Genomic DNA, 26,340 nt, shown 5'->3' with positions numbered 1-26,340 from the left:
TGTGATTTCTTATGCGTGTCGACGTCTGTCCAAGACGACTTCAGATTTCGAGGTTGTCAATGAGACGAGTGGCGCCGAGCTTGGCGGCAGCCAGCACGACCAGTTCCTCGTTCGCGTCTTGCGGACCCGGCGGCAGCAGGTTCGAACGTTTGCGCACCGCGATGTAGTCGGGTTGCCAGCCGCGCGCGGCCAACGCCGCCATCGCCGCCTGTTCGATCTTCCTGAAGTCGCGCTCGCCGCCGAGCACGGCTTCGCGCACGCGGTTCAGTTCAGCAGCCAGCACCGGCGCCTCGGCGCGTTCGGCGGCCTGCAGATAGCGATTGCGCGAGCTGAGCGCGAGGCCGTCGGCGTCACGCACGGTTTCGGCGGCGATGATGTCGGTGGGCAGCGCAAACTGGTTGCACATGCGGCGCACGATCATCAACTGCTGGTAATCCTTCTTGCCGAACACCGCGACGCGCGGCTGCACGCACGACATCAGCTTCATCACGACCGTGCACACGCCCTGGAAGAAGCCCGGCCGGAATTCGCCTTCGAGGATGTCGCCCAGATCGTGCGGCGGATGCACGCGGTACTCCTGCGGCTCCGGATAGAGGTCTCGCTCCGTCGGCGCGAACAGCACGTAGACGTTTTCCTTCTGGAGCTTTTCGATGTCCGCTTCCATCGTGCGCGGGTATTTGTCGAAATCCTCGTTCGGACCGAACTGCAGCCGGTTGACGAAGATGCTCGCCACGACCGGATCGCCGTGCTGACGCGCGAGACGCATCAGCGACAGATGGCCCTCGTGCAGATTGCCCATGGTCGGCACAAAGGCGGTGCGATTCTGGCCGCGCAACTGGTCGCGCAATTCATGGATCGAGCTGATGACTTTCATGATCGGACAGGGATTTCCTCGCGCGGCGCGAGACTGGGTGGACGCAAAACCCTAAGGAATCGCGCGGGCCGCCGCCTCACTGGTAATGACAGGTTCGGAGCGCGGGATTGTAGTGGATTTGAGCGGCTGCCGCACCGAAAAGAGGCTTACTCTCCCGTGCAGCGGAATTGTGCCCCGTTTGAGGGCCTCAGGCGGGCAGATAGGCGAGGCGCACATAGATCGGTGCGAACGGTTCCGCCTGGGTGATTTCGACGAGCGATTCGCGGCACAGTTCGAGCACGGCGATGAAATTCACCACCACCACCGGCACGCCTTTGCTCGTGTCGAACAGGTCGGAGAACTCGACGAAGCGGGCGTTTTGCAGCTGCCGCAGGATCGAGCTCATATGCTCGCGCACCGAAAGCTCTTCGCGCGAAATCTTGTGATGCTGGACCAGCTTGGCGCGCTTGATCACGTCGGCCCACGCGGCGCGCAGGTCTTCGCTGTTCACGTCGGGAAAACGCGGCGTGATGCTTTGCTCGATATAAACCTCGGCGCGCAGGAAATCGCGCCCGAGCTGCGGCAACTGGTCGATGCGCTGCGCGGCGAGCTTCATCTGCTCGTATTCGAGCAGGCGCCGCACGAGTTCGGCACGCGGATCTTCGGCTTCTTCGCCGCTGTCGGCCTTTTTCACCGGCAGCAGCATGCGCGATTTGATCTCGATCAGCATCGCGGCCATGAGCAGATACTCGGACGCGAGTTCGAGATTGGTCTGGCGCAACTGATCGACGTAGCCCAGATATTGCACCGTGACGTCCGCCATCGGAATGTCGAGCACGTTGAAGTTCTGCTTGCGGATCAGGTACAGCAGCAGATCCAGCGGTCCTTCGAACGTTTCGAGAAACACCTCGAGCGCATCCGGCGGAATGTACAGATCCGTCGGCATCTTGAAGAGCGGCTCGCCGTACAGGCGTGCAAAAGCAATGCCGTCGACGGTGTCGGGTGTCGAATCGGTGGCGGGCGCGGCGAGCGCGGCGTCGGCGGGGGCCGGCGGTGCGCCGTGGGCCTCGTCGGCGTGACTCACGCGCTTAGAAGTTTTGATAGTACGAGTAAGGCGTCTGTTCTACGCGCGAAGCTTTCTGCTCGGCGCGTTCCTCGAGATCGATCGGCTGTTTGTCCCACAGCAGCGCGCGGCCGCGGCGTTGTTCGGCTTCCAGATTGGGTTTCTGTTGCTTGAGCTGGTTCAGGAACTGGGTGATGTCCGATTGATACATGGCTCGACGTCCGTGGTATGGAAATTGGCGGCTGCCCGGCGGTCATTCGCCAGACACCACTGCTATCCGATAATTTTACCGCATGCGCGGCGCGCGGTCGAAAAACGGCGGCGGTGCCGGGCGGCCGGCGCACCAGAATGTCCGGAACCCGTGCGGCGCGGCGGGCGTCAAAGGCGGGCGCGGCGCTGGCAGGGTGGCTTGCAGGCGGCGTTGGGTTTGCGTCGAGGCGGCTGGGTGCGACGTGGGGTTTGCGTCGAGGCGTCTTGCAGGCGACGTTGGGTTTGCGTCGAGGTGGCTTGCAGGCGGCGTTGGGTTTGCGTCCAAGGTGGCTTGGAGGCGGCCTTGAGTTTTGCGCCCAAGGTCGCCTGGAAGTGGCGTCATCGCAGCGGTATCTCCGTCGCGGGCGTCAGGGTGCTGCGCGGCGAGTCGCGGCGCGCGCGAACCGGACGGGGAGGCCCGCCCGCACGCCGCGGACGCATTTTTAGAGATCTCGCGGCAGCTCGCCGATGTGGTCAAATAGCGAGCTTCGGCCGCCGCGGCGCGCCCGAGCGATAAAATTCATCAACCACGGCCGGAGGTCCTGTTTGGCGGGGTGTGCGATCGACAAGCCGCGGCTGCGGCGCGGCAAGGCCGGTGACGGGCATGGGCTTGTCACGCCCATGCGGCACTGGCTGCGCGCGTGGCTGGCATTCGGCCTCGTCATGCTGACGCTGGCGGCCGGCAACGCTCATGCGGCGAAAGCCGCGGCCAGCTACAAGGTCGATATCGAAGCCACGCCGCGCGCTCTGCGCAAACTGCTCGAAGCCCATCTGGATATCGCGCGTTTCGCCAAACGTCCCGATATCAGCGACGACCAGTTCGAGTTTCTGATCACCGCCACGCCTCAGCAGGTGCGTGATCTGGCTTCCACGCAGGGCTATTTCACGCCGGTCGTGCGCACCGACGTGCGCACCGTCGACGATACGAAACGCGTCACGGTGAGCGTCGATCCCGGCCCGCAAACCCTCATCACGTCGATTTCGCTGTCGTTTCGCGGGCCGGTGCTGACCGAGGATCCGGCGCAGGAGAATGCCGCACGCTTCGCGTTTTCGTTGCACGAAGGCGATCCGTTCTCACAAGGCGAGTGGGACGACGCGAAAAATGCGTCGCTCAAGGCCTTGCAGTCGCGCCGCTATCTGGGCGCGAAGATTTACCACTCGGAGGCGCGCGTCGATCCGCGCACGCACGAGGCGAAACTGTCGGTTACGTACGAAAGCGGGCCGACCTTCACGATGGGCAAGCTCGACGTATCCGGCACGCGGCGCTACCCGGAACAGATCGTCGACAATGTGAACCCGATTTCGGTGGGCGATATTTACGACGTGCAGCGCGTCGCCGAATTACAGCGCCAGTTGCAAAACACGCCGTACTACGCAAGCGTCGCGATCGACGTGGATAGCGACCCCGCCAAACCGGTCGAGACGCCCATGCACGTGAAGGTGTCGGAGTATCCGTACAACAGCATTCGCGGCGGCGTAGGCTATTCGACGGACAACGGCCCGCTGGTCCAGGGCGCCTATTCGTACCTCGACACGTTCGGCAAAGCGTGGCCGTTCACGGTCCAGGGCCGCGTCGACCAGGTTCAGCAATACGGGCAAATCGAACTCTCCATGCCGCCTGGGCAGCGTGCGTGGACCAACAGCATGTTGGCGTCCTACACCACGACCGACGTTTCCGATACGCGTATCTACAGTATTCGCGGCGGCGTGCAGCGAGCCCGGACCTCGCAATTCATCGACTACAACTACGCGCTGCTGTTCTACCAGGACCGGCTCGATCAGAACTCGGCCGCGCCGACTACGAGCCGCGCGCTGGTGCCGTCCTGGTCGTGGACCCGGCGCAACACCGACGACCCGCTGTTCCCGCGCAAGGGCAACCTGATTCACGTCGAGGCAGGCTTCGCGGTCAAAGGCGTGCTCACCGACCAGACCTTCATCCGCGGCTACGCGCGCGGCCAGCAGTATCTGCCGATCGGCAAGGAAGACCTCGTGCTGATTCGCGCCGAACTCGGCGGCGTGTTTACGAGCGGCAGTTCGAGCGGTATTCCGGCCTCGCTGCTGTTTCGCGCGGGCGGTTCGAATTCGGTGCGCGGCTATAGCTATCAGAGCATCGGTAATAACGTCGATGGTTCGGTGCTGCCCACCAAGTATCTCGTCACGGCAACCGCCGAATATCAGCATTGGTTCAACCACGACTGGGGCGCGGCAGCGTTCTTCGACGTCGGCACCGCCACCGACACGTGGGGCGAAAAGGTCTTTTATCCGGGCGTAGGCGTTGGGGCGCGCTGGCGCAGCCCGGTCGGCCCGGTCAACGTCGATGTCGCCTACGGGATTCGCAACAGGAGCGTGCGACCGTACCTGACGCTCGGCATTGCCTTCTGATGGAAACCTGCTTCTACATGATCCCCGCATGACCACGGACGTTTCCGCCCAACCTCCCGCGCAGCCGCCCGGTGCTCCACCAGGAGAGCCGCCCGGACAGCAGCCGCCACCCGAGCCGCCGAGGAGGCGCAGGCTCGGCCGGCTGCTGCTGAAAACATTCGCGTGGACGGTGGCCGTGGTGGTGCTGTTGCTGGCGTTGGCAGTGGGTTTGCTCTACGGCGCACTGACGACCGAACGCGGTACCGCCTATGCATGGCAGGCGGCGGTGAAGCTGCTGGGCGGCAAGCTGAGTGGCACGCTCGAAAGCGGCGCGCTCGCCAACGGCCTGCAATTGCGCCAGGTGCGCTGGCGCAGCCTCGACGGCAGCGGCACCGATATCCAGATCGACCGCGTGGCGGGCCGCTGGGCACTCACGCGCGAACCGTGGCGGTTCACCATCGAGTATCTGCATGTCGGCACGGTGGACGCGCGCATCGGCGCATCGTCGTCGAGCAGCGGGCCGATGAAGCTGCCGCAAGACTTGCGCTTGCCCATGCAGCTCGACGTCCGCGATGTCCAGCTCGACAAACTGCTGCTGCATCAGGGCGCGTCGACAACCGAATTGTCGCGCTTCGTGTTTCATGGCCGCAGCGACGGGCGCCATCACGAGGCCGCGATCGAGCGGCTGGATACGCCGTTCGGCGCGGTGACGGCGGCGGCCAGACTCGACGGCGTGCGGCCGTTTCCGCTGAGCGGGGACGTCGGCTATTCGGGCAAGGTCAACAACGAGGCGGTGAAGGTGGGCGGCCATCTGAGCGGCTCGCTGGAAAATCTCATCGCTGAACTCGATGCGAGCGGCATGAAGCTCGCGGGTCACGCGAGGGTCGAGGCCGAGCCTTTCGGCGACGTGCCTTTACAGCGCGCCACGCTGACTTTCGATCACATCAATCCGCAGGCCTTTGCGCCCGGCGCGCCGCAGGCCGATCTGGCCGTGCGGGCGGAATTGCAGCCGGTCGGCCAGGGTGCAGACGTGGCGGGGAAGAGCGAGGCGGGTGCGGCCAGCACAGCACAGCCTCCCGTTGCCGCAGACGGCAAACACGGCGCTCAGTCCCACGCGTCCGGCAAAAGCACCGCCGGGTTCGCGGTTGCCGGGCATGTTTCGATCGTCAACGCCAAACCCGGCGCGATCGACCAGAACCTGCTGCCGCTGATCGACGCCAACGCGGACGTGCGACTCGACGCCCAGACGCAGCGCATCTCGAACCTGAACGTGCGCCTCGTGAAGAGCGCCACGCTCACCGGCGGCGGCGCGCTGAGCGGCAAGCGCGGACAGTTCGATCTGCGGGTCGCCGGGCTCGACCTGAACGCACTGCAAGCGACGGTGCGGCCCGCGCAGCTTTCCGGTCCCATCGGCGTCCGCCTGAACGACGACGTGCAAAGTCTCACGCTCGACCTGGCCGACCCGAAGGCAGCGCTACGTGCCCAGGGCAAGATCACCTTCGATCCAGCCCGCATGAGCTTCAACGACGTGCGCATCACGTCGGGCAAAGGCCGCATCGATCTATCCGGCGCCCTCAAGCACGACGCGAATTCCACCTACAACGTGAAAGCGAAACTGACCGATTTCGATCCGTTGACGCTGGCTTCGCAGATGCCGTCGCGCACGCCGGTGGCCGGCCCGGCGCCGGCGGCGAGCAGTGCGAAAAAGAGCGCAAGCGCGGAGGCCCCGGCGCAAGCCGGCAGTACCGCCGGCGCGAAAAGCGCCGCGCCCGCTGACAAAGCCGCCGCCGCCGTGAAAAACACCGCGAAGGCGGCGGTCAAAACGGAAGTGGTCCAGCGCAAAACGCCGGCGCCGAAACGCGGCGCGCCACCTGCCCGCAAGATCGAGGCGCGCGTGAACGGCACGCTCACCGCGGCCGGCATGCTCGGGCCGGTCTTCACGACCAAGGCCGACTTCAAGCTCGGCCCGAGTGTGTACGACGGCCTGCCGCTAACCGGCGGCGGCACGATTCAACTGGCGGGCTCGCGCATTCTGCCGAGCCGCGCGACCCTCTCGGTGGCGGGCAACCAGGTGGATCTGCAAGGCAGCTTCGGCGCGCGCGGCGACCGGCTGAAGTTTCGCGTCGATGCGCCGGAACTGGAGCGCCTCGGCTTCGGCCTCGCGGGACTTGTCGCTGCCGATGGCGACATCACCGGCTCGTTCGCGCATCCGAATGTGGTGCTGAACTACAAGGCGGACAGCGTGGTGTTCAGCAGCAACCGCGTCGGTCATGCGGAAGGGCACGCTGAATTGCGCGACGGCGCGAACGGCGCGCTCGTCTTCACCACCGACGCGCGCAATCTCAGCGCGGGCGGCGTCGATCTGAGCACGCTCACGGCGCGTTTGTCCGGCACGCGCGCCAATCACACGCTCGAGGCCGCGGCCACCGGCAAGCTGCAGGACCGTCCGCTCGATCTCGCGCTCGCCGCCAACGGCAAGCTGACCGAAGCGCGCGACGGCACGCGCTGGGACGGCACCGTCACCCGCCTGCAGAATCGCGGCACGCCTTCGCTGAATCTGGAGTCGCCGCTCGCCGTCAGCGCCGGGCCAAGCCACCTGACGCTCGGGGCAACGAGGCTCACGCTCGAAGGCGCGGTACTGAGCCTGAAAACCTTCGCCTTCGACCATGGGAAGATTCAGTCGACGGGCAGCCTGACGGGCATTTCGGCCGTGAGGTTGCAGGATCTGCGGCGCGAGATCACCGGTGAGCCGCCCGTCGTCAAAACCGATCTGGTGTTCGACGGCGACTGGGACTTCGCGCTCGGCAGCACGGCGAGCGGCCATATCCAGCTGAAGCGCCGCAGCGGCGACGTCACGGTGGAAATCGGCCGGGGTCTTGCTTCGCTGGGTATCACGGATATCACCGCGCGCGCCGAGTTCAGCGGCGGCAATCGCCTCAACGCCACCGTGCACGCGCAGGCGAGCCGCATCGGCGTGATCGACGCGGATGCGCACACCACGCTGGTCATGCGCGACGGCTTCCTGACCGTCAGCGAAGAGGGCGCGCTGACCGGCAATGTGAATGCCAATGTGCCGTCGCTGAAAACGACCGGCGGCCTGTTCGGTCCGAGCTATCTGCTCGACGGGCACCTCGCGCTCAAACTCGCGCTCGGCGGCACCGTCGCCAAACCGAACCTGACCGGCTCGCTGCTCGGCGAGGGCCTTTCCGCGACGATGGTCGACCAAGGCGTGCAGTTGAAGGACGGCGTGGTGCGCATCGCGTTGTCGCACAATCTGGTCGACTTCCAGCAGGTCGAATTTCATGGCGCGAGCGGCACGCTGCGCGCCACGGGCCGCGTGCGCCTGGACGGCGCCGAGCCGGACCTGACAGCGAGCATTGTTGCGGACAAGCTCGAACTGTTTGCGGCGCCGGATCGTAATCTGTCGCTGTCGGGCAGCGCGAGCGTGGCGAATGGCGGGACGCTGGGCGGTATGGAGATCAACGGTAAATTCATGGTCGATCACGCGTTGTTCGATATGCCGGAGCAGTCCGCGCCGAAGCTCGGCGACGACGTGGTGGTGGTGCGTCCCGACGGGTCGGTGGCGGGCGAACGGACACGGCCCGTGGCGGGCACCAACAAGCCGATCGGCCCGTTCGCGCCGCGCGCCAATATCGACATCAACCTCGGCAACAGCTTCCGTTTCCGCGGGCAGGGCGCCGATCTGGGCCTGAGCGGCACGATCACCGCCATGAGCGCGCCGAATCTGCCGCTGCGCGCGGTGGGGAACGTGCGTGTCACGCCGGGTTCGACCTACACCGCGTTCGGCCGCAAGCTCAACATCGAGAACGGCTTTTTCACGTTCAACGGTCCGGTGGCCAATCCCGGCATCAACATCCTCGCCATGCGCCGCAATCAGCAGGTGGAGGCGGGCGTGCAGGTCACGGGCACGGTTCAGTTCCCGACCGCGAAGCTGGTGTCGGAGCCGAGCGTGCCGGACAACGAAAAGCTCTCGTGGCTGCTATTCGGTCACGGCACGGATCAGGGCAACAACCTGGGTCAGCAGAGCACCATGACCACGGCGCTCGCGTTGCTCGGCAGCGCGAGCGGCAAGCGGATTGCGCAGACCTTCGGGCTGGACGAGTTTTCGATCGGCCGAAGCGAAGTCGGACTGACCGATCCGCAAGTCGTGATGGTGTCGAAGGCGATCAACGAGTGGCTCGTGATCGGCTACGAACAGGGGCTGCAATCGGCGAGCAATGCGATCAAGGCGACGGTCAACCTCACGCGCTACTGGTCGGTCGCGGCTTACGGCGGCACGTTCGACGGCGTCGATCTGCTCTATACGCGTCGCTTCGACCGGATCCGTTGGTGAAGCGCGTAATGCGGACTTGAACCGCCGCGCCCAGGCAAAAAAAAACGGCACGCCCTTTGGAGCGTGCCGTTTTCATTCGTGCCTGCGGCGTGAGCCGCCGCGCGCTTTACTTCACGCGCATGCCCGGCTTTGCGCCGCTATCCGGTTCGAGCACGTAGAGGCCCGGTTCGGCTTTCTCATCGGTCGCGGAGGCGGCCAGCACCATGCCTTCGGACATGCCGAACTTCATCTTGCGCGGCGCGAGGTTGGCCACCATCACCGTCAGCTTGCCGACCAGTTGCTCCGGCTGATACGCGGACTTGATGCCCGAAAACACGTTGCGGGTTTTCTCCTCGCCGACGTCGAGCGTGAGTTGCAGCAGCTTGTCCGACCCTTCCACCGCCTTGCAGTCGACGATCTTCGCAATGCGCAAATCGATCTTCGCGAAGTCGTCGATCGAGATGATGCCAGGCGTTTCCTCGTTAGCGGGGACCGCTTTGGTTGCCTTCGATTTGGACTTGGCGTCGGCCGGCGCGGCGGCTGCTGGCGTAGCTTGCAGCGAGTCACGATTGGCCGCGATCAGCGCTTCGATCTGCTTCGGATCGACGCGCGTCATCAGATGCTTGTACGCGTTGATCGGCCGGGTGGAACTGAGCGGCACGTTGGCGTCCGCCCACACCAGCGGCTCGATGCCGAGGAAGCCTTCGACCGCTTCGGCGAGCTTCGGCAGCACCGGCTTGAGCGCCAGCGACAACAGGCGGAAGGCTTCAATGCTCACGGTGCACGTTTCGTGCAGCGCGACGCCGTTCGCCGGGTCTTTGGCCTGATCCCACGGCTTGGCGGTGTCGACGTACGCATTCACGGCGTCGGCCAGTTCCATGGTCTGACGCAGCGCGCGGTTGTACTCGCGGGCTTCGTAGTTCGCGGCGATTTGCGGCACGGCGGCGCGCAACGAGGCGAGCAGCGGATGCTGCATCGCGCTGTCCTGCACGCGGCCGTCGAAACGCTTGATCAGAAAGCCGGCGGCGCGGCTCGCGATGTTCACGTACTTGCCGACCAGATCGCTGTTCACGCGTGCCTGGAAGTCGTCGAGGTTCAGGTCGAGGTCTTCCATCGTGCTATTCAGCTTGGCCGCGAAGTAGTAGCGCAGCCATTCCGGATTCAGGCCCGTTTCGATCACGCTTTGCGCGGTGATGAAGGTGCCGCGCGATTTCGACATCTTCGCGCCGTCCACGGTCAGGAAGCCGTGTGCGAACACGTTGGTCGGCGTGCGGTGGCCCGAAAACTCGAGCATGGCCGGCCAGAACAACGTGTGGAAATACAGAATGTCCTTGCCGATGAAGTGATACTGCTCGGCCTTCGAACCCTTGCGGACCCACGCGTCGAAATCCAGACCGCGCTTTTCGGCGAGGTTCTTGAAGCTCGCGTAATAGCCGACCGGCGCGTCCAGCCACACGTAGAAATACTTGCCCGGCGCACCCGGAATTTCGAAACCGAAATACGGCGCGTCGCGCGAGATGTCCCAGTCGGCAAGCTTGGCTTCGCCGGCGTCGCCGAGCCACTCGCGCATCTTGTTGGTGGCTTCCGGCTGTGCCAGACCGCCCACCCACGCGCGCAGGAAATTCTCGCAACGCGGATCGGAGAGACGGAAAAAGTAGTGCGTCGAGGTTTTGCGGATCGGCGTGGCGCCGGAGACGACCGAGTACGGATTGATCAGTTCGGTGGGCAGATAAGTCGAACCGCATACTTCGCAGCTGTCGCCGTACTGGTCTTTCGCGCCGCACTTCGGGCATTCGCCCTTGATGAAGCGATCCGGCAGGAACATTTCCTTGACCGGGTCATACGCCTGTTCGATGTCGCGCGCGTCGATCAGGCCGGCTTCCTTGAGCGCCAGATAGACGTTTTCGCTGAGAACGCGGTTCTCTTCGGAGTCGGTCGAATAGTAATTGTCGAACGAAATCCCGAAGCTGTCGAAATCGCGCTTGTGTTCCTGCCAGACGCGGTCGATCAGCTGCTTCGGCGTGAGACCCTCTTTCTCCGCGCGCAGCATGACCGGCGTGCCGTGCGTGTCGTCGGCGCCAACGTAGTAGACCTCGTGCCCGTGCATTCGCAACGTCCGGACCCAGATGTCCGTCTGGATATATTCGACCAGATGGCCAATATGGATTTGCCCGTTCGCATACGGAAGGGCCGACGTGACGAGAATCTGGCGGCGGCCTGAGGGCGCGCCTACGGAGAGATCGGTTGCGGGTGCTGACATAAGGATGATGGGAGCATGCGGTGGGACGAAGGGTTGATTCTAGCAGGGGAGGCACCCGGCGCGGGGCGGGCCGGGTGGGGCGCGGCCTGAGTCGTTGCCGGCCAGGACGGTATGTGCCCGGGAGGACTTCCACCGTGCGTAAACCGAGCGCCCAAAAAAAACCGGGGCTATTAACCCCGGAGCAACAACGACAAGAGGAGAATGGTGACGCGGCGGCATCGCCAGCCACGTACCGTAAAGACAGACAGCGGATTTTCCGCAGAGTTCGAAATTTTTTTCGTTCTCGCGCGAGATTCCTTTCTCCCGCCTTCCACTGCTTTCTCAAGCAGAGCGCTCGCCGGCGGTGCAGCCCCGGCGAGCGGTTTCCTCAATCTCCCCAAGTCCTGTGCTTATTGCGTGGCGTGCTGGGCCGTGGCGCGCAGATAGATTTCCACGCGGCGGTTTGCGGCACGGCCGGCTTCGGTGTTGTTGTCGGCGATCGGCTGGGTTTGGCCCATGCCTTGTGCCGACAGGCGCTGCGGCGCGACGCCGCGCTGGCCCAGGTAGCCCGTCACGCTTTCGGCGCGGTTGACCGACAGCGTCTGGTTGTAGGCCGGCTGGCCCGTGCTATCCGTGTGGCCGACCACCTGAGCGATCAGTTCCGGATTTTGCTGCATGGTTTGCGACAGTTGGTCCAGCACCGGCGCGAACGACGGCTTGACTGCGTAGCTGTTGGTGTCGAACGTCACCGAGCTCGGAATGTTCAGCTTGAGCGAGCCGTCCGGTTGTTCGGTGATCTGTGTGCCGGTGCCCTTGGTGGCGCCCGACAGCTTGTTGTGAATGGCTTGCCAGTTGTAGCCGGTAATGCCGCCCACCGCCGCGCCGACACCCGCGCCGATCGCCGCGCCCTTGCCGCCGCCGAAGATGGCGCCCAGCGCCGCACCAGTCCCGGCGCCCACCCCCGTACCTACCGCCGTATTGGTGCCCTGTTGGGTGGCGCAACCTGCCAGAAATGAACCGGCAACGGCAAAGACAGCCAGGCGAGTCATGATTTTTGCATTCATTTTTAATTCCTCTTGAGTAAAGCGAGTCAGGCAAAAAAGGCGGCGACAAGCGACCAATCTATACGGCGAACATGACGGCAGTAAAGCCGTCGGCTCGATAATAGGAGAAGTCCTACACCTTATTCAGCCTCGGTCCGACAGTGAAGAAGGGTCTTCCGGCAAGGCGTGGCGCCAGCCACTACAATGGTGGCTGAAGCACGCAGCGATGCGGCCCCATTGCGTTCCGCCTGCCCGAAGGGTGCCCGGCGCACCGGGTTTTCGCAATGCTGTCTAACAATTTCTTTCAAATTCCGGCGCGTGGCCGAGACTTCGATTCCGCTGCGCCGCAGGTGTTCCCCACGGAGTGTCAATGAGTATCGATCGGGCTTTGGTCGACGCTGCCCTCGCAGCCGTCGCTGACCCCAACACCGGCCGGCCGTTCGCGGCGGCCAGGAACGTCAAGAACGTCGCCGTGCAGGGTGACACGGTTAGCGTCGAGGTGGTACTCGGCTATCCGGCCATGCGTCAGTTCGACGCTATCCGCGCGCAGTTCGCCGATGCGCTGCGCGCCGTGCCCGGTGTGGCCGACGTGCAGGTGCAGGTGTCGCAGGAGATCGCGGCGCATACCGTGCAGCGCGGTGTGAAACTGTTGCCGAACGTCAAGAATATCGTCGCGGTGGCGTCGGGCAAGGGCGGTGTGGGCAAGAGCACCACGGCCGTGAACCTGGCGTTGGCACTGGCGAGCGAAGGCGCATCCGTCGGCATTCTCGACGCGGACATCTACGGCCCGTCGTTGCCCATGATGCTTGGCATCGTCGGCCGCCCGGAGTCGCCCGACGAAAAGTCGATGAACCCGATGACCGGCCACGGCTTGCAGGCCAACTCGATCGGCTTCCTGATCGAGCAGGACAACCCGATGGTGTGGCGCGGCCCGATGGCCACTTCCGCGCTGGAACAGCTGCTGCGGCAGACCAACTGGCACGATCTCGACTATCTGATCGTCGACATGCCGCCGGGCACCGGCGATATCCAGCTGACCCTCTCGCAACGCGTGCCGGTGACGGGCGCCGTGATCGTCACGACGCCGCAGGATATCGCGCTGCTCGACGCGAAGAAGGGCCTCAAGATGTTCGAAAAGGTCGGCATTCCGATTCTCGGCATTGTCGAGAACATGGGCATGCATATCTGCTCGAACTGCGGCCACGAAGAGCATATCTTCGGCGCCGGCGGCGGCGAGCGCATGGGCAAGGAATACGGCGTCGACGTGCTCGGCAGCCTGCCGCTCGACATCGCGATCCGCGAGCAGGCCGACTCCGGCAAACCGACCGTGGTGGCGGACCCGCAGGGCCGTATCGCGGAGATCTACCGGTCGATCGCGCGCAAGGTGGCGATCCATATCGCCGAGCGCGCGCGCGACATGACGTCGAAGTTTCCCAACATCGTCGTCCAGAACACCTGAGAAAACGCCGGGGCGCTCTTGACAGCTCCTCGGACACGGGCCCAAGGCGTCTGTTTGCGCCTGGTCTCGCGGTATCATGTCGACTTCACGAGTTCGGCTCGGCGGCCGCAGGGGCGGCCACCAGGCCGGCAAGAGGATCGCATGGGAAAACGAATCGACGGGCAGGCGGTGCATGCGTTCATCGTCCTGGCTGCCACCAGTGTGCTGTTATGCGGCTGCAGCGCGTTCCTGAGACCACAGGAAAAACGCGCCGACGCGCAGCTGCTGCCCACCGTGGGCAATCAGGCGCGCGGCCTCGTCACGTTCATCGAGCGCTCGGACGGCGTGCAGGTCACCTACAATCTCGCGGGCATGCCGCCCAATAGCGACCACGCATTGCAAGTGCACGAACGCGGCGACTGCAATGCCGCGGACGGCTCCAGTGCGGGCCAGGTGTTCTCGCCGGCCGCCGAGCGTCTGAAAACCGGCGCGCGGGTCGAAGGTGATCTCGGCAACATTCACGCGGACGCGAACGGTGTGGCCACGGGCTTCATCGTCGCGCCGGACGTCTCTCTGGACGGCATCCGTTCGGTGCTGCAGCGCGCGGTTCTGCTGCATCACGACGCGACCGATCCGTACGCCTACCCGCAGCATGGCGCGGGCCCCGCGCTCGCTTGCGGATTGATTCGTCAATGAGTCGCCAGATCAGCCGCGAATGAACCGCGAACGCGCCGCGCAGTCGCGGGCGGTGCGCCTCGCGAGTGCTCGGCAAGGCGGTCTCGAGACAGGCCCAGAAAGCGTTCCCGGCCCCACCCGCAGCAGCATTCTCACTATCGCGTAAAATAAGCGCCTTTCGTTCGGCTGCCCGGCCGGAGTGCCCGCCCTGGCCACGCTGCCACGGCATTCAGCCGGGAGCGTAGCGCGTCTGAACGGCACGCCGTCAGGGCCCGCACCCGCCAGTGAGCGTAGTGCGGGCGCGCACGCAGTTAGCCCCAAGTGACCCGGGACTTACCGGGTTGTTATCCGTCACACCCCTGTCATTCACGTCGAGCAGCGTTCACCTATGACTATCAAATCCGACAAGTGGATCCGGCGCATGGCCGAGTCGCACAAGATGATCGAGCCGTTTGCGCCCGATCAGGTTCGCGTCTCCGAAGACGGCCGGAAGATTGTCAGCTACGGCACGTCGAGCTACGGCTACGACATCCGCTGCGCCGACGAATTCAAGATCTTCACGAACATCAACTCGACCATTGTCGATCCGAAGAATTTCGACGAGAAGTCGTTCGTCGACTTCAAGGGCGATGTCTGCATCATCCCGCCGAATTCGTTCGCGCTCGCGCGCACGGTCGAGTATTTCCGCATTCCGCGCAGCGTCCTGACCGTGTGTCTGGGCAAGTCCACGTACGCGCGTTGCGGGATCATCGTCAACGTGACGCCGTTCGAGCCGGAATGGGAAGGGCACGTCACGCTCGAATTCTCGAATACGACACCTTTGCCTGCGAAAATCTACGCGAACGAAGGCGTCGCTCAAGTGCTGTTTTTCGAAAGCGACGAGATTTGTGAAACGTCGTACGCGGATCGCGGCGGCAAATACCAAGGCCAGCACGGCGTCACGTTGCCGAGAACGTGACGTCCGCAGCGTACTGAACCACCAGCCATAGCGGGTGACCGCTGCAATTGACACAATGCAGCGGTCGTTCTTTTTGGAGAATCGCCCATGAAGTTTCGTTTTCCCGTCGTCATCATCGACGAAGATTTCCGCTCCGAGAACATCTCGGGTTCCGGCATCCGGGCTCTGGCCGAAGCCATCGAGAAAGAAGGCGCGGAAGTGCTCGGGTTGACGAGCTACGGCGATCTGACCTCGTTCGCGCAGCAGTCGAGCCGCGCCTCGTGCTTCATCCTTTCGATCGACGACGACGAGCTGCTGCCGTACGTCGATAACGTGGTGGTGGAAGGCGAGACGCCGGAGCTTGCGGCCGCGATCGTCGCGCTGCGCGCGTTCGTGACCGAAGTGCGCCGCCGCAACGCCGACATTCCGATCTTCCTGTACGGTGAAACGCGCACCTCGCGTCACCTGCCGAACGACATCCTGCGCGAACTGCACGGCTTCATCCACATGTTCGAGGACACGCCGGAGTTCGTCGCGCGCCATATCATCCGCGAAACGAAGGTGTATCTGGATTCGCTCGCGCCGCCGTTCTTCAAGGAACTGGTGCAGTACGCGGACGAAGGCTCCTACTCGTGGCACTGCCCGGGACACTCGGGCGGCGTCGCGTTTCTGAAGAGCCCGCTCGGCCAGATGTTCCACCAGTTCTTCGGCGAGAACATGCTGCGTGCGGACGTGTGCAATGCCGTCGACGAACTCGGCCAGCTGCTCGATCACACCGGACCGGTGGCGGCGTCCGAGCGCAACGCGGCACGCATCTTCAGCGCGGACCACGTGTTCTTCGTGACCAACGGCACGTCCACGTCGAACAAGATCGTCTGGCATGGCACGGTCGCGCCGGGCGACATCGTGCTGGTTGACCGCAACTGCCACAAGTCGATCCTGCACGCGATCACCATGACCGGCGCGATTCCGGTGTTCCTCACGCCGACGCGCAACAACTTCGGCATCATCGGGCCGATTCCGCGTAGCGAGTTCGAGCCGGAAAACATCAAGAAGAAGATCCTCGCGAACCCGTTCGCCCGCGAAGCCCTCGCGAAGAATCCGGAACTCAAGCCGCGCATTCTGACCATCACGCAAAGCACGTACGACGGCGTGATCTACAACGTCGAGATGATCAAGGAAATGCTCGGCGACTGGCTCGACACGCTGCACTTCGACGAAGCCTGGCTGCCGCACGCCGAATTCCACGAGTTCTATCAGGACATGCACGCGATCGGCGCGGGCCGTCCGCGCATCGGCGCATTGGTGTTCGCCACGCACTCCACGCACAAGCTGCTGGCCGGCATTTCGCAGGCTTCGCAGATCGTCGTGCAGGATTCGAAGAACAGCCGCTTCGACAAGCATCGCTTCAATGAAGCGTATCTGATGCATACGTCCACCAGCCCGCAGTACGCGATCATCGCCTCGTGCGACGTGGCCGCCGCCATGATGGAAGCGCCGGGCGGCACGGCGCTGGTCGAAGAGTCGATCGCCGAAGCGTTGGATTTCCGCCGCGCGATGAGCAAGGTCGACGCCGAATACGGCGACGACTGGTTCTTCAAGGTGTGGGGCCCGGAGACATTCGCCGAAGAAGGCATCGGCTCGCGCGAAGACTGGATGCTGCGCCCGAACGACGCGTGGCACGGTTTCGGCCCGCTCGCCGAAGGCTTCAACATGCTCGACCCGATCAAGGCGACGATCGTCACGCCGGGTCTGGATATGGACGGCGGCTTCGGCGAGTCGGGCATTCCGGCCGCGATCGTCACGAAGTATCTGGCCGAGCACGGCATCATCGTCGAGAAGACCGGGCTGTATTCGTTCTTCATCATGTTCACGATCGGCATCACCAAGGGCCGCTGGAACTCGATGGTCACCGAACTGCAGCAGTTCAAGGACGACTACGACAACAACCAGCCGCTGTGGCGCGTGCTGCCCGAGTTCGTCTCGCATCATCCGATGTACGAGCGCGTCGGCCTGCGCGATCTGTGCGAGCAGATTCACAGCGTCTACCGCGCGAACGACATCGCGCGTCTCACGACCGAGATGTACCTGTCGAGCATGGAACCGGCCATGAAGCCGTCGGATGCGTTCGCCAAGCTCGCGCACCGCGAGATCGACCGCGTGCCTATCGACGAACTCGAAGGCCGCGTCACGTCGATCCTGTTGACGCCGTATCCGCCGGGCATTCCGCTGCTGATTCCGGGCGAGCGCTTCAATAAGACCATCGTCAACTATCTGCGTTTCGCGCGCGAGTTCAACGAGCGCTTCCCGGGTTTCCACACGGACATCCACGGGCTGGTCGGTGAAACGATCAACGGGCGCATCGAATACTTCGTCGATTGCGTGCGCGGCTGACGATGCGGCCAGTGACGTCCCCGTCGGGCACGCGCCCCGCTCGGCGCGTGGTCTGCGCGCTGTCGCTGGTCGCGGCGGCGGTATTCGGCGCGGCGTCGTTGCCGGCGCATGCCGAAGTCGCCGCCGCCGATCCGATCGATGCGTCGATGCGCGCGTGCCTCGCGCGCAGCGACATGTCGTCGACGGCGGGGCAGGTGCAGTGCATGGACAACGCGCGGATCGGCTGGAAGACCGCGTTGGACAATGCATGGCAGCAGCTTCAGCAGAAGTTGCCGCCCGCGCAGCGTAAGCAGTGGGAAAAGAGCCAGGCGAGCTGGCAGGCGTCGCGCGACGCCGAGAAGCAGTTGCTCGCGGCGGTGTTCGCCACGACGCACGGCTCCATGTACGTGCTCGCCGAAGCCGATATGCAGTTGCAGCCGGTACGCGACCGCGCGCTCGTGCTGCGCAGCGCGGTTGCGAAGGCGAACGCGGGCGGCGATCCGCCGCGCCGGGTGCGTGCCTGCGGTGCGGACGCGCAGTGCGAACACGCCATGTTCGATCTGAACCGCTACTACCGCCGCTTGCAGTCGAAGATGCCGGCGCGCACGCGTCCCACGTTGACGCGCGCGCAGAAGGCGTGGACCGCGTACCTGAATGCCACGACGCCGGTGATCGACGAGCGCGGCCGCATCGATATCATCGGCGCGCGGGTGGCGACGCTCAAGCGCTTGTCGGAAACAGCCGGCAACAGTTGAGCATGCGTTGGGCGGCGCGCTTCAGTTGAGGCGCGCTCAATTGAGTATGTAGCCTTCGGCTTCCGGGTTCGGCAACGGGAGAGCCGGTTCGCCGAGCAGGTCGCGCATGGAGTCCTCGATCACCGTCGACATCATGTGAAGTGCGAGGTCGTTGTCGTCGGTGCCGAAAGGCTCTTCGATCTGCGACGCAATGGCTTCGTGCGCCATGAACGTGTACGCCACGAACACCGCGAACACGGGCGTGAAGATGCCGATGCTGTCCACCAGTCCGAACGGCAAGGACGCGCAGAAGAAATACACCGTGCGGTGAATCATCACCGAGTAGGCGAACGGCAGCGGCGTCGAAGCGATGCGCTCGCATCCGCCGATCACATTCGAAAGTCCATTCAAATTCCGATCGAAAGCGATGACCGCCATCGGATCGATCGCGCCTGCGCGAGCCTGTCGTTGCACCCATTCGCCAAGGTAGAGCATCAAGGTGGCCGGCTTGTAGCGCGACGCCATGACGCGCTCGAAAAGCGCTTGCGGCAGGCGTGCGGCGAGGTCTTCGTGCGGGTCGCTGCTGCGCAGTTGATGACGCAGCGCGTGGGGAAGGGCGCTGAGCGCGGTGAAAAATTCCCGGACGTCTTCTTTCGGCAACGGCCGGGATGGCAAGGTGAGCACCTGACGGATGAGCGAGCGCGACTCGTTCAGCAGTTGTCCCCAAAGCTTGCGAGCTTCCCACCAGCGGTCGTAGCTGGCGTTGTTCCGGAAGCCGAGAAAAACCGCGAGCGCAATGCCGATCAAGGAGAACGGCGCGGTGGTGTTGAGATTCAGCGAGATCGGCAGCAGATGGTCGTGAGCCGCCACGGCCACGATCGAAATGCAGAAGATCAGAAAGAGCCGCGGGAGCAATCGCGGCAGGACTGAGCCCTGCCAGGCGAGCAGCATGCGAAACCAATGGAGATGCGGGCGGATGATCATTGGGGTGTTCTTTGCGCCTGAGGCCGCGGGATGCCTATTATCGCTTTTTTGTGTTCCGAGTTTTGCGGCTTTAAAGCCCCAGACAAACCGCCCCCGCCGCAACGATCACGCACGCGAGCCAGCGCTGTGCGCTGACTGTTTCCCGCAGCAACACCCGCCCGATCAGCACCGCGAACACTACGCTGGTCTCGCGCAACGCCGATACCGCGCCCATCGCGCCCGACTGCATCGCCCAGATCACGATGCCATATGCCGCGATCGACACCAGGCCACCGGCGAGCGAGGAGCCCACGGCCATCGGCGCCACCCGAACCGGTGCCCACAGCGCCGAGCTTCCGCGCATCGCGATGAACAACACGGGCATCAGCCAGTAGAACAGGAACATCCACGCGGTGTAGGCGAGTGCGCGGCCGTCCGATAACCGCACGCCCATGCCGTCGACCACGGTATAGAGCGCGATCGTCGCGCCGGTTGTCAGCGCGGCCAGCGCACTCGCGCGCGATACACGCCCCCCCTGCAGCGCGATTGCGATGATGCCGCCGGAGATCATCACGATCCCGAGCGCGTGCAAGGGGCCGATCGCTTCGTGAGCGAAGAGCGCCGCGCCGAGCGTGACGAGCAGCGGCGATGAGCCGCGCGCGATCGGATACGCTTGCGCCAGATCGCTGCGCCGGTACGCCCGCACGAGGGTCGCGTTGTAGACGATATGCAAGAGCCCCGACGCGACGATATACGGCCAGGCCGCGCCGCTCGGCGACGGCGTGAACAGGACCACGAGCGAGGCGACCGCCGCGATGGCGATGCTCATCCACGTCATGGAGAGGAAGCGGTCCCGGTTGCCGTGCAGCATCGCATTCCAGCTTGCGTGGAGCAGGGCGGCAACCAGAACGAGACCGCCGGTGTAACTGAGCATTGAGGCTCCAGACTCGAAAGGGTGTGGGAGATTGCGCGCCGCGAAAGGCAAGAAGTGGCCGTCCGATGTTCTCGCTGACCGTTTATGGCTGTCGCCGCTCAAATCGGCAGTGCAGCAAGCAGGATATCTATCTTGTCGTTCGTCAACAAACGAGATAAATTGGGTCGTCGTGTTAGATAAACTATCGTGAATGAAACGGGTTCTGCCTCCACTCAATGCATTGCGTGCCTTCGAAGCTGCAGGGCGGCTCGGCAGCTTCAAGGAAGCGGCAGCCGAATTGCACGTCACGCATGGTGCGGTAAGTCAGCACGTGCGTCTGCTCGAGGAGTGGCTGGGCGCACCGTTATTCGAACGGCACAACCGGCGTGTGGCGCTGACTACCGCGGCGCGGGCGTACCTGGAGGAAATCGGTCCGTTGTTCGAGCAGTTGTCGCAAGCAACGGCGAGATATGGCTTCCCCGCAACGCTCTCGCGAACCTTGACCGTGAATGCGCCCGCCACGTTCACGCTGCGCTGGCTGGTGCCGCGACTGGCCGCGTTCCGCGCCGAGCATCCGGACGTGGAGGTCAACGTGGTGACCTCGAACGAGTCGGCGGAGAGTCTGAAAGACGTCTATGACATTGTCATCCGGGGTGGTCCGGATACGTTCTATGGCTATTCGATGCGGCCATTCCTGTCCGAAGAGCGGATCCCGGTCTGTAGTCCGGCGCTATTGCAGCGACTGGCGCTTCGAATACCCGACGATATGCGGCAGCATACGTTGCTGCACACGTCGAGTCTTCCGCGGCTTTGGCCGGACTGGCTGGCAAGCGCAAAGCTTCCCGAACTCAGGCCGGCTGCCGCGCTCACTTTCGACCATTTCTATCTGACGTTGCAGGCTGCCATCGACGGGATAGGCATTGCGATGGGGCCGACTGCGCTGGTATCCGACGATCTTGCGGCTGGCCGGCTTGTCGCGCCTTTCGCTGGGCCGCGTCTGCCGTCGCGGAGCTATTGCACCTATGTTCCGGATGGCAAGTCCGCGGACGACCTGGTCATGCTGTTCCGCTCATGGCTGGAACGCGAGGGAATGCGGTCCCAAACTGCGACGCCGCGCCAAAACGCGGATTAGTTGATCGATCTGCCGGCAGAGTGTCCGGCTTTCTCAAGCGCACTCGCAACGAGTAGGCGCGAGGTGCGACTCGACTATCAACTCATGGTATCCGACAGCTCTGTCTGACGCATGGCTCGCGTCGATGCGGACGACGGCCTTGTCCGGGAATGCCGCTCATTAGCCTTCACAGTCGATCACGGAATGGTGAAGTCCGTGTCGCAAACTGGAAGGGTCTGTTACACGGCATAGATGAATCGCAGTAACCCGGTTCGCGCGAAGACTAATGAGAATCTGTTTTCTTGCGCTTTGCAGTGCAGAGAGGATGAGTGGCTGGTCAAGCGAAAAGCGCCACCCGTCAACGGTTTTCACAACATATCCTGTACCGGCAAAGTAATTAGGATGCCGTTATATAAAGTCCTCACGAAGCCATCGTCAAAAAACCAATAACACGATCGGTGATTTGTATATGACAAGAGATCAGTTCCGCTGCAGCGGACAGACTTCTAGCATCGACTCCCTCTAACGGCACAACTCGCACTGTCACCATTTCCCGGAGTCAACTTTGACCAAGAAGCTCTTCCTGGGCGCTACTGTCGCGGCCAGCCTGATCGCTCCGCTGGCGCATGCCCAGAATTCAGTCACACTTTATGGCCTGATTGACGCCGGCATCATGTACACGAACAACGTCAAGAAAGGCTCAAGCGCAGGCTCTCTCATTCAGGCGACGAGCGGCAACATCAACGGTAGTCAGTTCGGCCTGCGCGGCAACGAGGATCTCGGTGGCGGACTGCATGCGATCTTCGTGCTCGAGAACGGCTTCAACATCCAGAACGGCAAGCTCGGGCAGAACAACCGCCTGTTCGGGCGGCAGGCTTACGCCGGTATCGATGCGGCTCAGTACGGCACGCTCACATTCGGCCGCCAGTACGACTCGGGTGTCGACTTCGTCGCGCCGCTCTCCGAGGTGGCGTCGACGTTCGGGAAGACGGGCTTCGCGCACCCATTCGACAATGACAACCTGGACTACTCGGTACGCATCAACAACGCCGTCAAGTTCAATAGCCACAGCATTGCGGGGTTGAAATTCGGAGCGCTTTACGCGTTCTCGAACAGCACGGACTTCAGCTCGAATCGCGCCTACAGTGTCGGTGCAAGTTACGGCAACGGACCGTTGAACTTTGCCGCCAGCTATTTGCAGATCAATGGATCGAATAGCACCAACACGTCGGGCGCAATCGACACGGCTGAATCGACAGCCAACGGCACCGGTGGATTCGTGCTCGGCGCGGATGTGCAGCGCGTTGCGGCCGCGGGTCTGAACTACGCGTTTGGCCCGGCCGTACTCGGCTTCGTGTATTCCCACAGCCAGTACCAAGGCACGAAGTCATTCGGGTCGGCCGGTGGCACAGTGCGCTTCGACAATTTTGAAGTCAACGGCCGCTACGCACTGACGCCAGCGCTGAAGCTGGGCGTCGCTTACGTCTACACCGACGGTCATGCCACTCGCACGACGACCTACGGCGCAGACCCCAAGTGGAATCAGGTCAATGCGCAACTGATCTATTCACTCTCGAAGCGAACCGATGTCTACGCGGAAGGGATGTTTCAGCATGTGAGCGGCAAGCAGTACGTTGCGTTTATCAATACATCGGGCGGCGCGTCGTCGACTGCAAACCAGGTGGTTGGAACCGTCGGATTACGAACCCGGTTTTGAGGGGCTCAGCGAGGAGGGCGGCACGCCGTGAAGATACATCGTGATCGAAAGTCAGGGGCACGCGAATTCACATCCGCGCCCTGCGAGCTTGCCAGCGAAGGCGAATCAGCGACATCGTCTCCGATTCGCCTTCACGGCCGCCTTACTCCTCGATAGCCGCATGCAGGAATTTTTCCTGACGCGCAGCATGCATCGACCGGTAACCCGGTGCAGTCGATGCCGTCGCCTCCGGCCCGACATAGCGCAGCGCCGCAGGTGCCTTCACAATTTCCAACAGCGGTTCCAATACGAAATTCCACGCACCCTGGTTTTTCGATTCTTCCTGACACCACACCACATCCTTCAGATTCGGATACCGCTCCAGTTCCGCACTGATCCGCTTTCCAGGGAACGGATACAACTGTTCAACGCGAATCAACGCGATATTGTCTTTCTGGGCCCTGCGCCGACGCTCCAGAAGTTCGAAGTAGACCTTGCCCGAACACAGGATGACCCGGTCCACCTTGGACGCTGCTTCCTGGGTAGGCGACTCGCCAAGAATCTCGTTGAATCGGCCTTGCGCGAGATCCTCGAGGTTGCTGACAGCCTCAGGGTGGCGCAGAAGCGACTTCGGCGTCATCACAATGAGCGGCACGCGATCACGCAGCACGGCTTGCATACGCAACAGATGGAAAATCTGCGCCGGCGTCGTGGGCTGCACAACCCGCATGTTTTCCTGGGCACACAGTTGCAGATAGCGCTCGAGTCGGGCGGACGCGTGTTCCGGACCTTCACCTTCCTGACCATGTGGAAGCAGCATCGTCAAGCCACTGTGTTGCCCCCACTTTGCAGCGCCCGCGGACAGAAAGTTGTCGATCACAACCTGCGCGCCGTTCGCGAAGTCGCCGAACTGCGCTTCCCACATCACGAGCGCGTTTTGTCGAACAACCGAGTATCCGTATTCGAAGCCCAGCACCGCAGCTTCCGACAGAACCGAGTTGGTGACCGAGAATCGCCCCTGGTCATCCGACACGTTCTCCAGCGGCACGTAGGTGCCCTCTCCCCGAATCGACCGCTTCTGATCGTGAAGCACCGCGTGGCGATGGCTGAACGTGCCCCGTTCACTGTCCTGCCCACTCAGACGTACGTCGATTCCGGCGGAAAGCAGGGAAGCGAAAGCGAGATGCTCGGCCATACCCCAATCTAGTGGACGCTTGCCTTCCGCCATCTCGCGGCGGGCGCTCATCACTTTCCCAACGAGCGGATGCAGCGCATATTGCCCAGGTACGCTCGTGATCTTCAATGCGAGCTTCTGAACGAGATCTGGCAACGGAGCCGAGTAATAGATGCGGTCGACGTTTCCATCGAGCAACTGCGGCCAGGTCACCTCTTCGCTCTTTGTATCGACCGGCTTCTTCTCTTCGTTGGCTTGCGCAGCGTCAAGATGCTCACGGTAGTCGTGGACATATTTCTCCACGTCTTCCGTCGTCACGACCCGTTCGTCCACGAGCTTCTTCGCGTAGAGCGTACGGACACCCGGATGGCCTGCAATGGAGCGATACATCAACGGTTGGGTGATGTTCGGCGTGTCCTGTTCCTGGTGACCATGACGGCGGAAGCAGACCAGATCGATAACGACGCTCTTCCCGAACATGGCGCGAAAATCGATCGCGAGGCGCGTCGCCGCAACCACTGCCTCGGGGTCGTCGCCGTTCACGTGCAGGATCGGCGCCTCGATCATCTTGGCAATGTCGGTGCAATAGAACGACGAGCGCACATCGCGCGGGTCGGACGTGGTGAAGCCGACCTGGTTATTCACCACCACATGGATCGTGCCGCCGGTGCCGTAGCCTCTGGTATTCGACAGGTTCATCGTTTCCATGACGATACCTTGCCCTGAAATCGCGGCGTCCCCGTGAATCTCCACTGGCAGGACCGCAGCCGCGCCTTGCCCCAATACTTCGGCGCGCGCGCGCGCGATCCCTTGAATAACCGGGTTTACAATTTCGAGGTGCGAAGGGTTGAACGCCAGCGTGACTTCCGCCGGCCCGGTTGCAGTCGGGAGCAGGCCGGTAAAGCCCTTGTGATATTTGACGTCACCTGCCGGGAGAAGATGCGCGGTTTTCCCGTCGAACTCGTCGAACAACGCGGCCGGCGGCTTTCCGACAATATTGACGAGAACGTTCAGTCGCCCACGGTGCGCCATGCCGAGAATCGAGCTTTTGATGCCCTTGGTGGCGCCGTATGCAACCAGCTCATCCAGCAGCACGATGAGCGACTCGCCACCCTCGAGCGAAAAGCGTTTCTGACCGACGTAGCGGGCATGGAGGTATTTTTCAAGGCCCTCGGCTGCTGTCAGCCGTTCGAGGATGTGCAGCTTGTCGCCGGTATCCAGGGTCGCCTTCGCACGAGAAGACTCGAGACGCATCTGCCACCAGCCACGCTGATCGGGATCGGCGAGATGCATGAACTCGGCGCCCAGCGTCCCGCAATACGTTTCTGTGAGCGCCTGCACCAGATCGCCGAGCGTCGCGTCTTCGTCGGAGAAGTAAGTGCCGGACATGCTGAACTTCGTGTTCATGTCCGCGTGGGACAGATCGTAGAAGCCCGGGTTCAGATCACGCACCGGCGCCGGCGCGCTCCAGCGCAGTGGATCGAGATGAGCATTGCGGGTGCCGACCATGCGATAGGCCGAAATCAGTGCCTGCACCGCGACTTGCTTCTGCGCGAACCGGAGTACGTCGTCCTCCGAGCGTCCTCCGGTCCGCACCTGTCTGGCCAACTCGACAAAGCGCGATACGACCGGTGCGTGTGCAACGTCGCCTGCGTCTGATCCATCCACCGCGGGCACGCCCTGCAACGCGTCGAAATAGCCTCGCCATTCATCCGACACTGTGTTCGGGTCGGCAAGGTATGCCTCGTATTGCTCCTCGACGTAAGGAGCGTTGCCTCCAAACAGGAAGGAGGTACTGCGATTGCGCATCATCATGATGACTCTGTCCTCAGCCGGGACCATGCCCGATATCCGCCACGAATTTACCCAGGGCAGCACCCGTTTCCGCCTTGGCCACGCCAAAGCTTTCGCAGGGACACGAAGACAAAACTTGGATGCGAAACGAGGTGAGATTCCACGCCACGTAATTCGCGTCAACTTGTGCAAGACCCCGTGACTCATGCCACCAGGTCCCTGTGCCCGCCAGGACCAGCAGTCTCCTGACTGCTGGTAAACACAGTCTATGTTTTGCGGGTCCTTTCTGACGCTTCAATTGTGATGGCTTTGGGACACTCTTCGTTGATTTCTGGCCACGACGCCAGCGCTGCCAGAATATCGTATGTGTGCAAGGTCGAGCTGGTTCGAC

General features: G+C 63.1%; 17 protein-coding genes. 9 read left to right on the top strand and 8 right to left on the bottom strand.

Annotation, left to right across the window (positions count from 1 at the left end):
• Positions 1–40: 40 nt before the first annotated feature.
• From panC to P0D71_RS10750, 3 genes are all read right to left on the bottom strand, one after another.
• Entirely contained in the window at positions 41–874 is an 834-nt protein-coding gene (gene panC / locus P0D71_RS10760; protein ID WP_091796428.1) for a pantoate--beta-alanine ligase, read from the bottom strand.
• A 187-nt stretch (positions 875–1,061) separates the two neighbouring features.
• On the bottom strand, positions 1,062–1,937 hold the full coding sequence (locus tag P0D71_RS10755; protein ID WP_408186369.1) for a segregation and condensation protein A: 876 nt from the start codon (positions 1,935–1,937) through the stop codon (positions 1,062–1,064).
• Positions 1,938–1,941: 4 nt separating this feature from the next.
• The gene (locus P0D71_RS10750) at positions 1,942–2,127 is read right to left on the bottom strand and encodes a DUF3460 family protein (RefSeq protein WP_007175923.1); all 186 of its coding nucleotides are present in this window, start codon (positions 2,125–2,127) and stop codon (positions 1,942–1,944) included.
• A gap of 584 nt (positions 2,128–2,711) precedes the next feature.
• Between P0D71_RS10750 and P0D71_RS10745 the strand changes: the two genes are divergently transcribed.
• Positions 2,712–4,547, top strand: a complete 1,836-nt coding sequence (locus P0D71_RS10745) for an autotransporter assembly complex protein TamA (protein ID WP_408299272.1) — start codon at positions 2,712–2,714, stop codon at positions 4,545–4,547.
• 28 nt (positions 4,548–4,575) lie between these two features.
• On the top strand, positions 4,576–8,880 hold the full coding sequence (locus P0D71_RS10740; RefSeq protein WP_408479929.1) for a translocation/assembly module TamB domain-containing protein: 4,305 nt from the start codon (positions 4,576–4,578) through the stop codon (positions 8,878–8,880).
• Positions 8,881–8,986: 106 nt separating this feature from the next.
• Here the strand turns inward: P0D71_RS10740 and metG are convergent, their stop codons facing one another.
• Both metG and P0D71_RS10730 read right to left on the bottom strand, forming a co-directional pair.
• The gene (gene metG / locus P0D71_RS10735; RefSeq protein WP_408186366.1) at positions 8,987–11,119 is read right to left on the bottom strand and encodes a methionine--tRNA ligase; all 2,133 of its coding nucleotides are present in this window, start codon (positions 11,117–11,119) and stop codon (positions 8,987–8,989) included.
• Between the two features lie 389 nt (positions 11,120–11,508).
• Positions 11,509–12,162: a YiaD family glycine zipper/OmpA-like lipoprotein gene (locus P0D71_RS10730; RefSeq protein WP_408299278.1), complete on the bottom strand. Its 654-nt coding sequence runs from the start codon at positions 12,160–12,162 to the stop codon at positions 11,509–11,511.
• Between the two features lie 349 nt (positions 12,163–12,511).
• Here P0D71_RS10730 and apbC point away from each other — a divergent pair, with 349 nt between their 5' ends.
• The 5 genes from apbC (at position 12,512) to P0D71_RS10705 (ending at position 18,319) form a co-directional block, all read left to right on the top strand.
• Positions 12,512–13,600 carry an iron-sulfur cluster carrier protein ApbC gene (gene apbC, locus P0D71_RS10725; protein ID WP_408479927.1) on the top strand — a complete coding sequence of 363 codons (1,089 nt, stop codon included), beginning with the start codon at positions 12,512–12,514 and terminating at the stop codon, positions 13,598–13,600.
• 141 nt (positions 13,601–13,741) lie between these two features.
• Complete coding sequence (locus P0D71_RS10720) at positions 13,742–14,275, top strand: superoxide dismutase family protein (RefSeq protein ID WP_007175917.1); 534 nt, start codon at positions 13,742–13,744, stop codon at positions 14,273–14,275.
• Between the two features lie 367 nt (positions 14,276–14,642).
• Positions 14,643–15,212 carry a dCTP deaminase gene (gene dcd / locus P0D71_RS10715; protein WP_007175915.1) on the top strand — a complete coding sequence of 190 codons (570 nt, stop codon included), beginning with the start codon at positions 14,643–14,645 and terminating at the stop codon, positions 15,210–15,212.
• Positions 15,213–15,299: 87 nt separating this feature from the next.
• The gene (locus tag P0D71_RS10710) at positions 15,300–17,585 is read left to right on the top strand and encodes an arginine/lysine/ornithine decarboxylase (protein ID WP_091796420.1); all 2,286 of its coding nucleotides are present in this window, start codon (positions 15,300–15,302) and stop codon (positions 17,583–17,585) included.
• Between the two features lie 2 nt (positions 17,586–17,587).
• Positions 17,588–18,319 carry a lysozyme inhibitor LprI family protein gene (locus tag P0D71_RS10705; protein WP_408479925.1) on the top strand — a complete coding sequence of 244 codons (732 nt, stop codon included), beginning with the start codon at positions 17,588–17,590 and terminating at the stop codon, positions 18,317–18,319.
• Between the two features lie 36 nt (positions 18,320–18,355).
• On the opposite strand, the gene P0D71_RS10700 is transcribed toward P0D71_RS10705, so the two are convergent.
• Both P0D71_RS10700 and P0D71_RS10695 read right to left on the bottom strand, forming a co-directional pair.
• Positions 18,356–19,282, bottom strand: coding sequence for a bestrophin family protein (locus P0D71_RS10700; RefSeq protein ID WP_408186363.1), 927 nt, complete (start codon positions 19,280–19,282; stop codon positions 18,356–18,358).
• 70 nt (positions 19,283–19,352) lie between these two features.
• Entirely contained in the window at positions 19,353–20,195 is an 843-nt protein-coding gene (locus P0D71_RS10695; RefSeq protein ID WP_408186362.1) for an EamA family transporter, read from the bottom strand.
• Between the two features lie 190 nt (positions 20,196–20,385).
• Here P0D71_RS10695 and gcvA point away from each other — a divergent pair, with 190 nt between their 5' ends.
• The gene (gene gcvA / locus P0D71_RS10690) at positions 20,386–21,306 is read left to right on the top strand and encodes a transcriptional regulator GcvA (protein WP_408479923.1); all 921 of its coding nucleotides are present in this window, start codon (positions 20,386–20,388) and stop codon (positions 21,304–21,306) included.
• Positions 21,307–21,850: 544 nt separating this feature from the next.
• The gene (locus P0D71_RS10685; RefSeq protein WP_408186360.1) at positions 21,851–23,002 is read left to right on the top strand and encodes a porin; all 1,152 of its coding nucleotides are present in this window, start codon (positions 21,851–21,853) and stop codon (positions 23,000–23,002) included.
• Positions 23,003–23,144: 142 nt separating this feature from the next.
• On the opposite strand, the gene P0D71_RS10680 is transcribed toward P0D71_RS10685, so the two are convergent.
• Positions 23,145–25,970, bottom strand: coding sequence for a 2-oxoglutarate dehydrogenase E1 component (locus P0D71_RS10680; RefSeq protein ID WP_408480077.1), 2,826 nt, complete (start codon positions 25,968–25,970; stop codon positions 23,145–23,147).
• Positions 25,971–26,340 lie beyond the last annotated feature (370 nt).

Origin of the sequence: Paraburkholderia sp. RL17-383-BIF-A (assembly GCF_046028015.1) — a bacterium.
Classification (GTDB): Bacteria; Pseudomonadota; Gammaproteobacteria; order Burkholderiales; family Burkholderiaceae; genus Paraburkholderia.
Note: the sequence above shows the minus strand (reverse complement) of the source record. Positions and strands in the feature narration are given on the sequence as shown.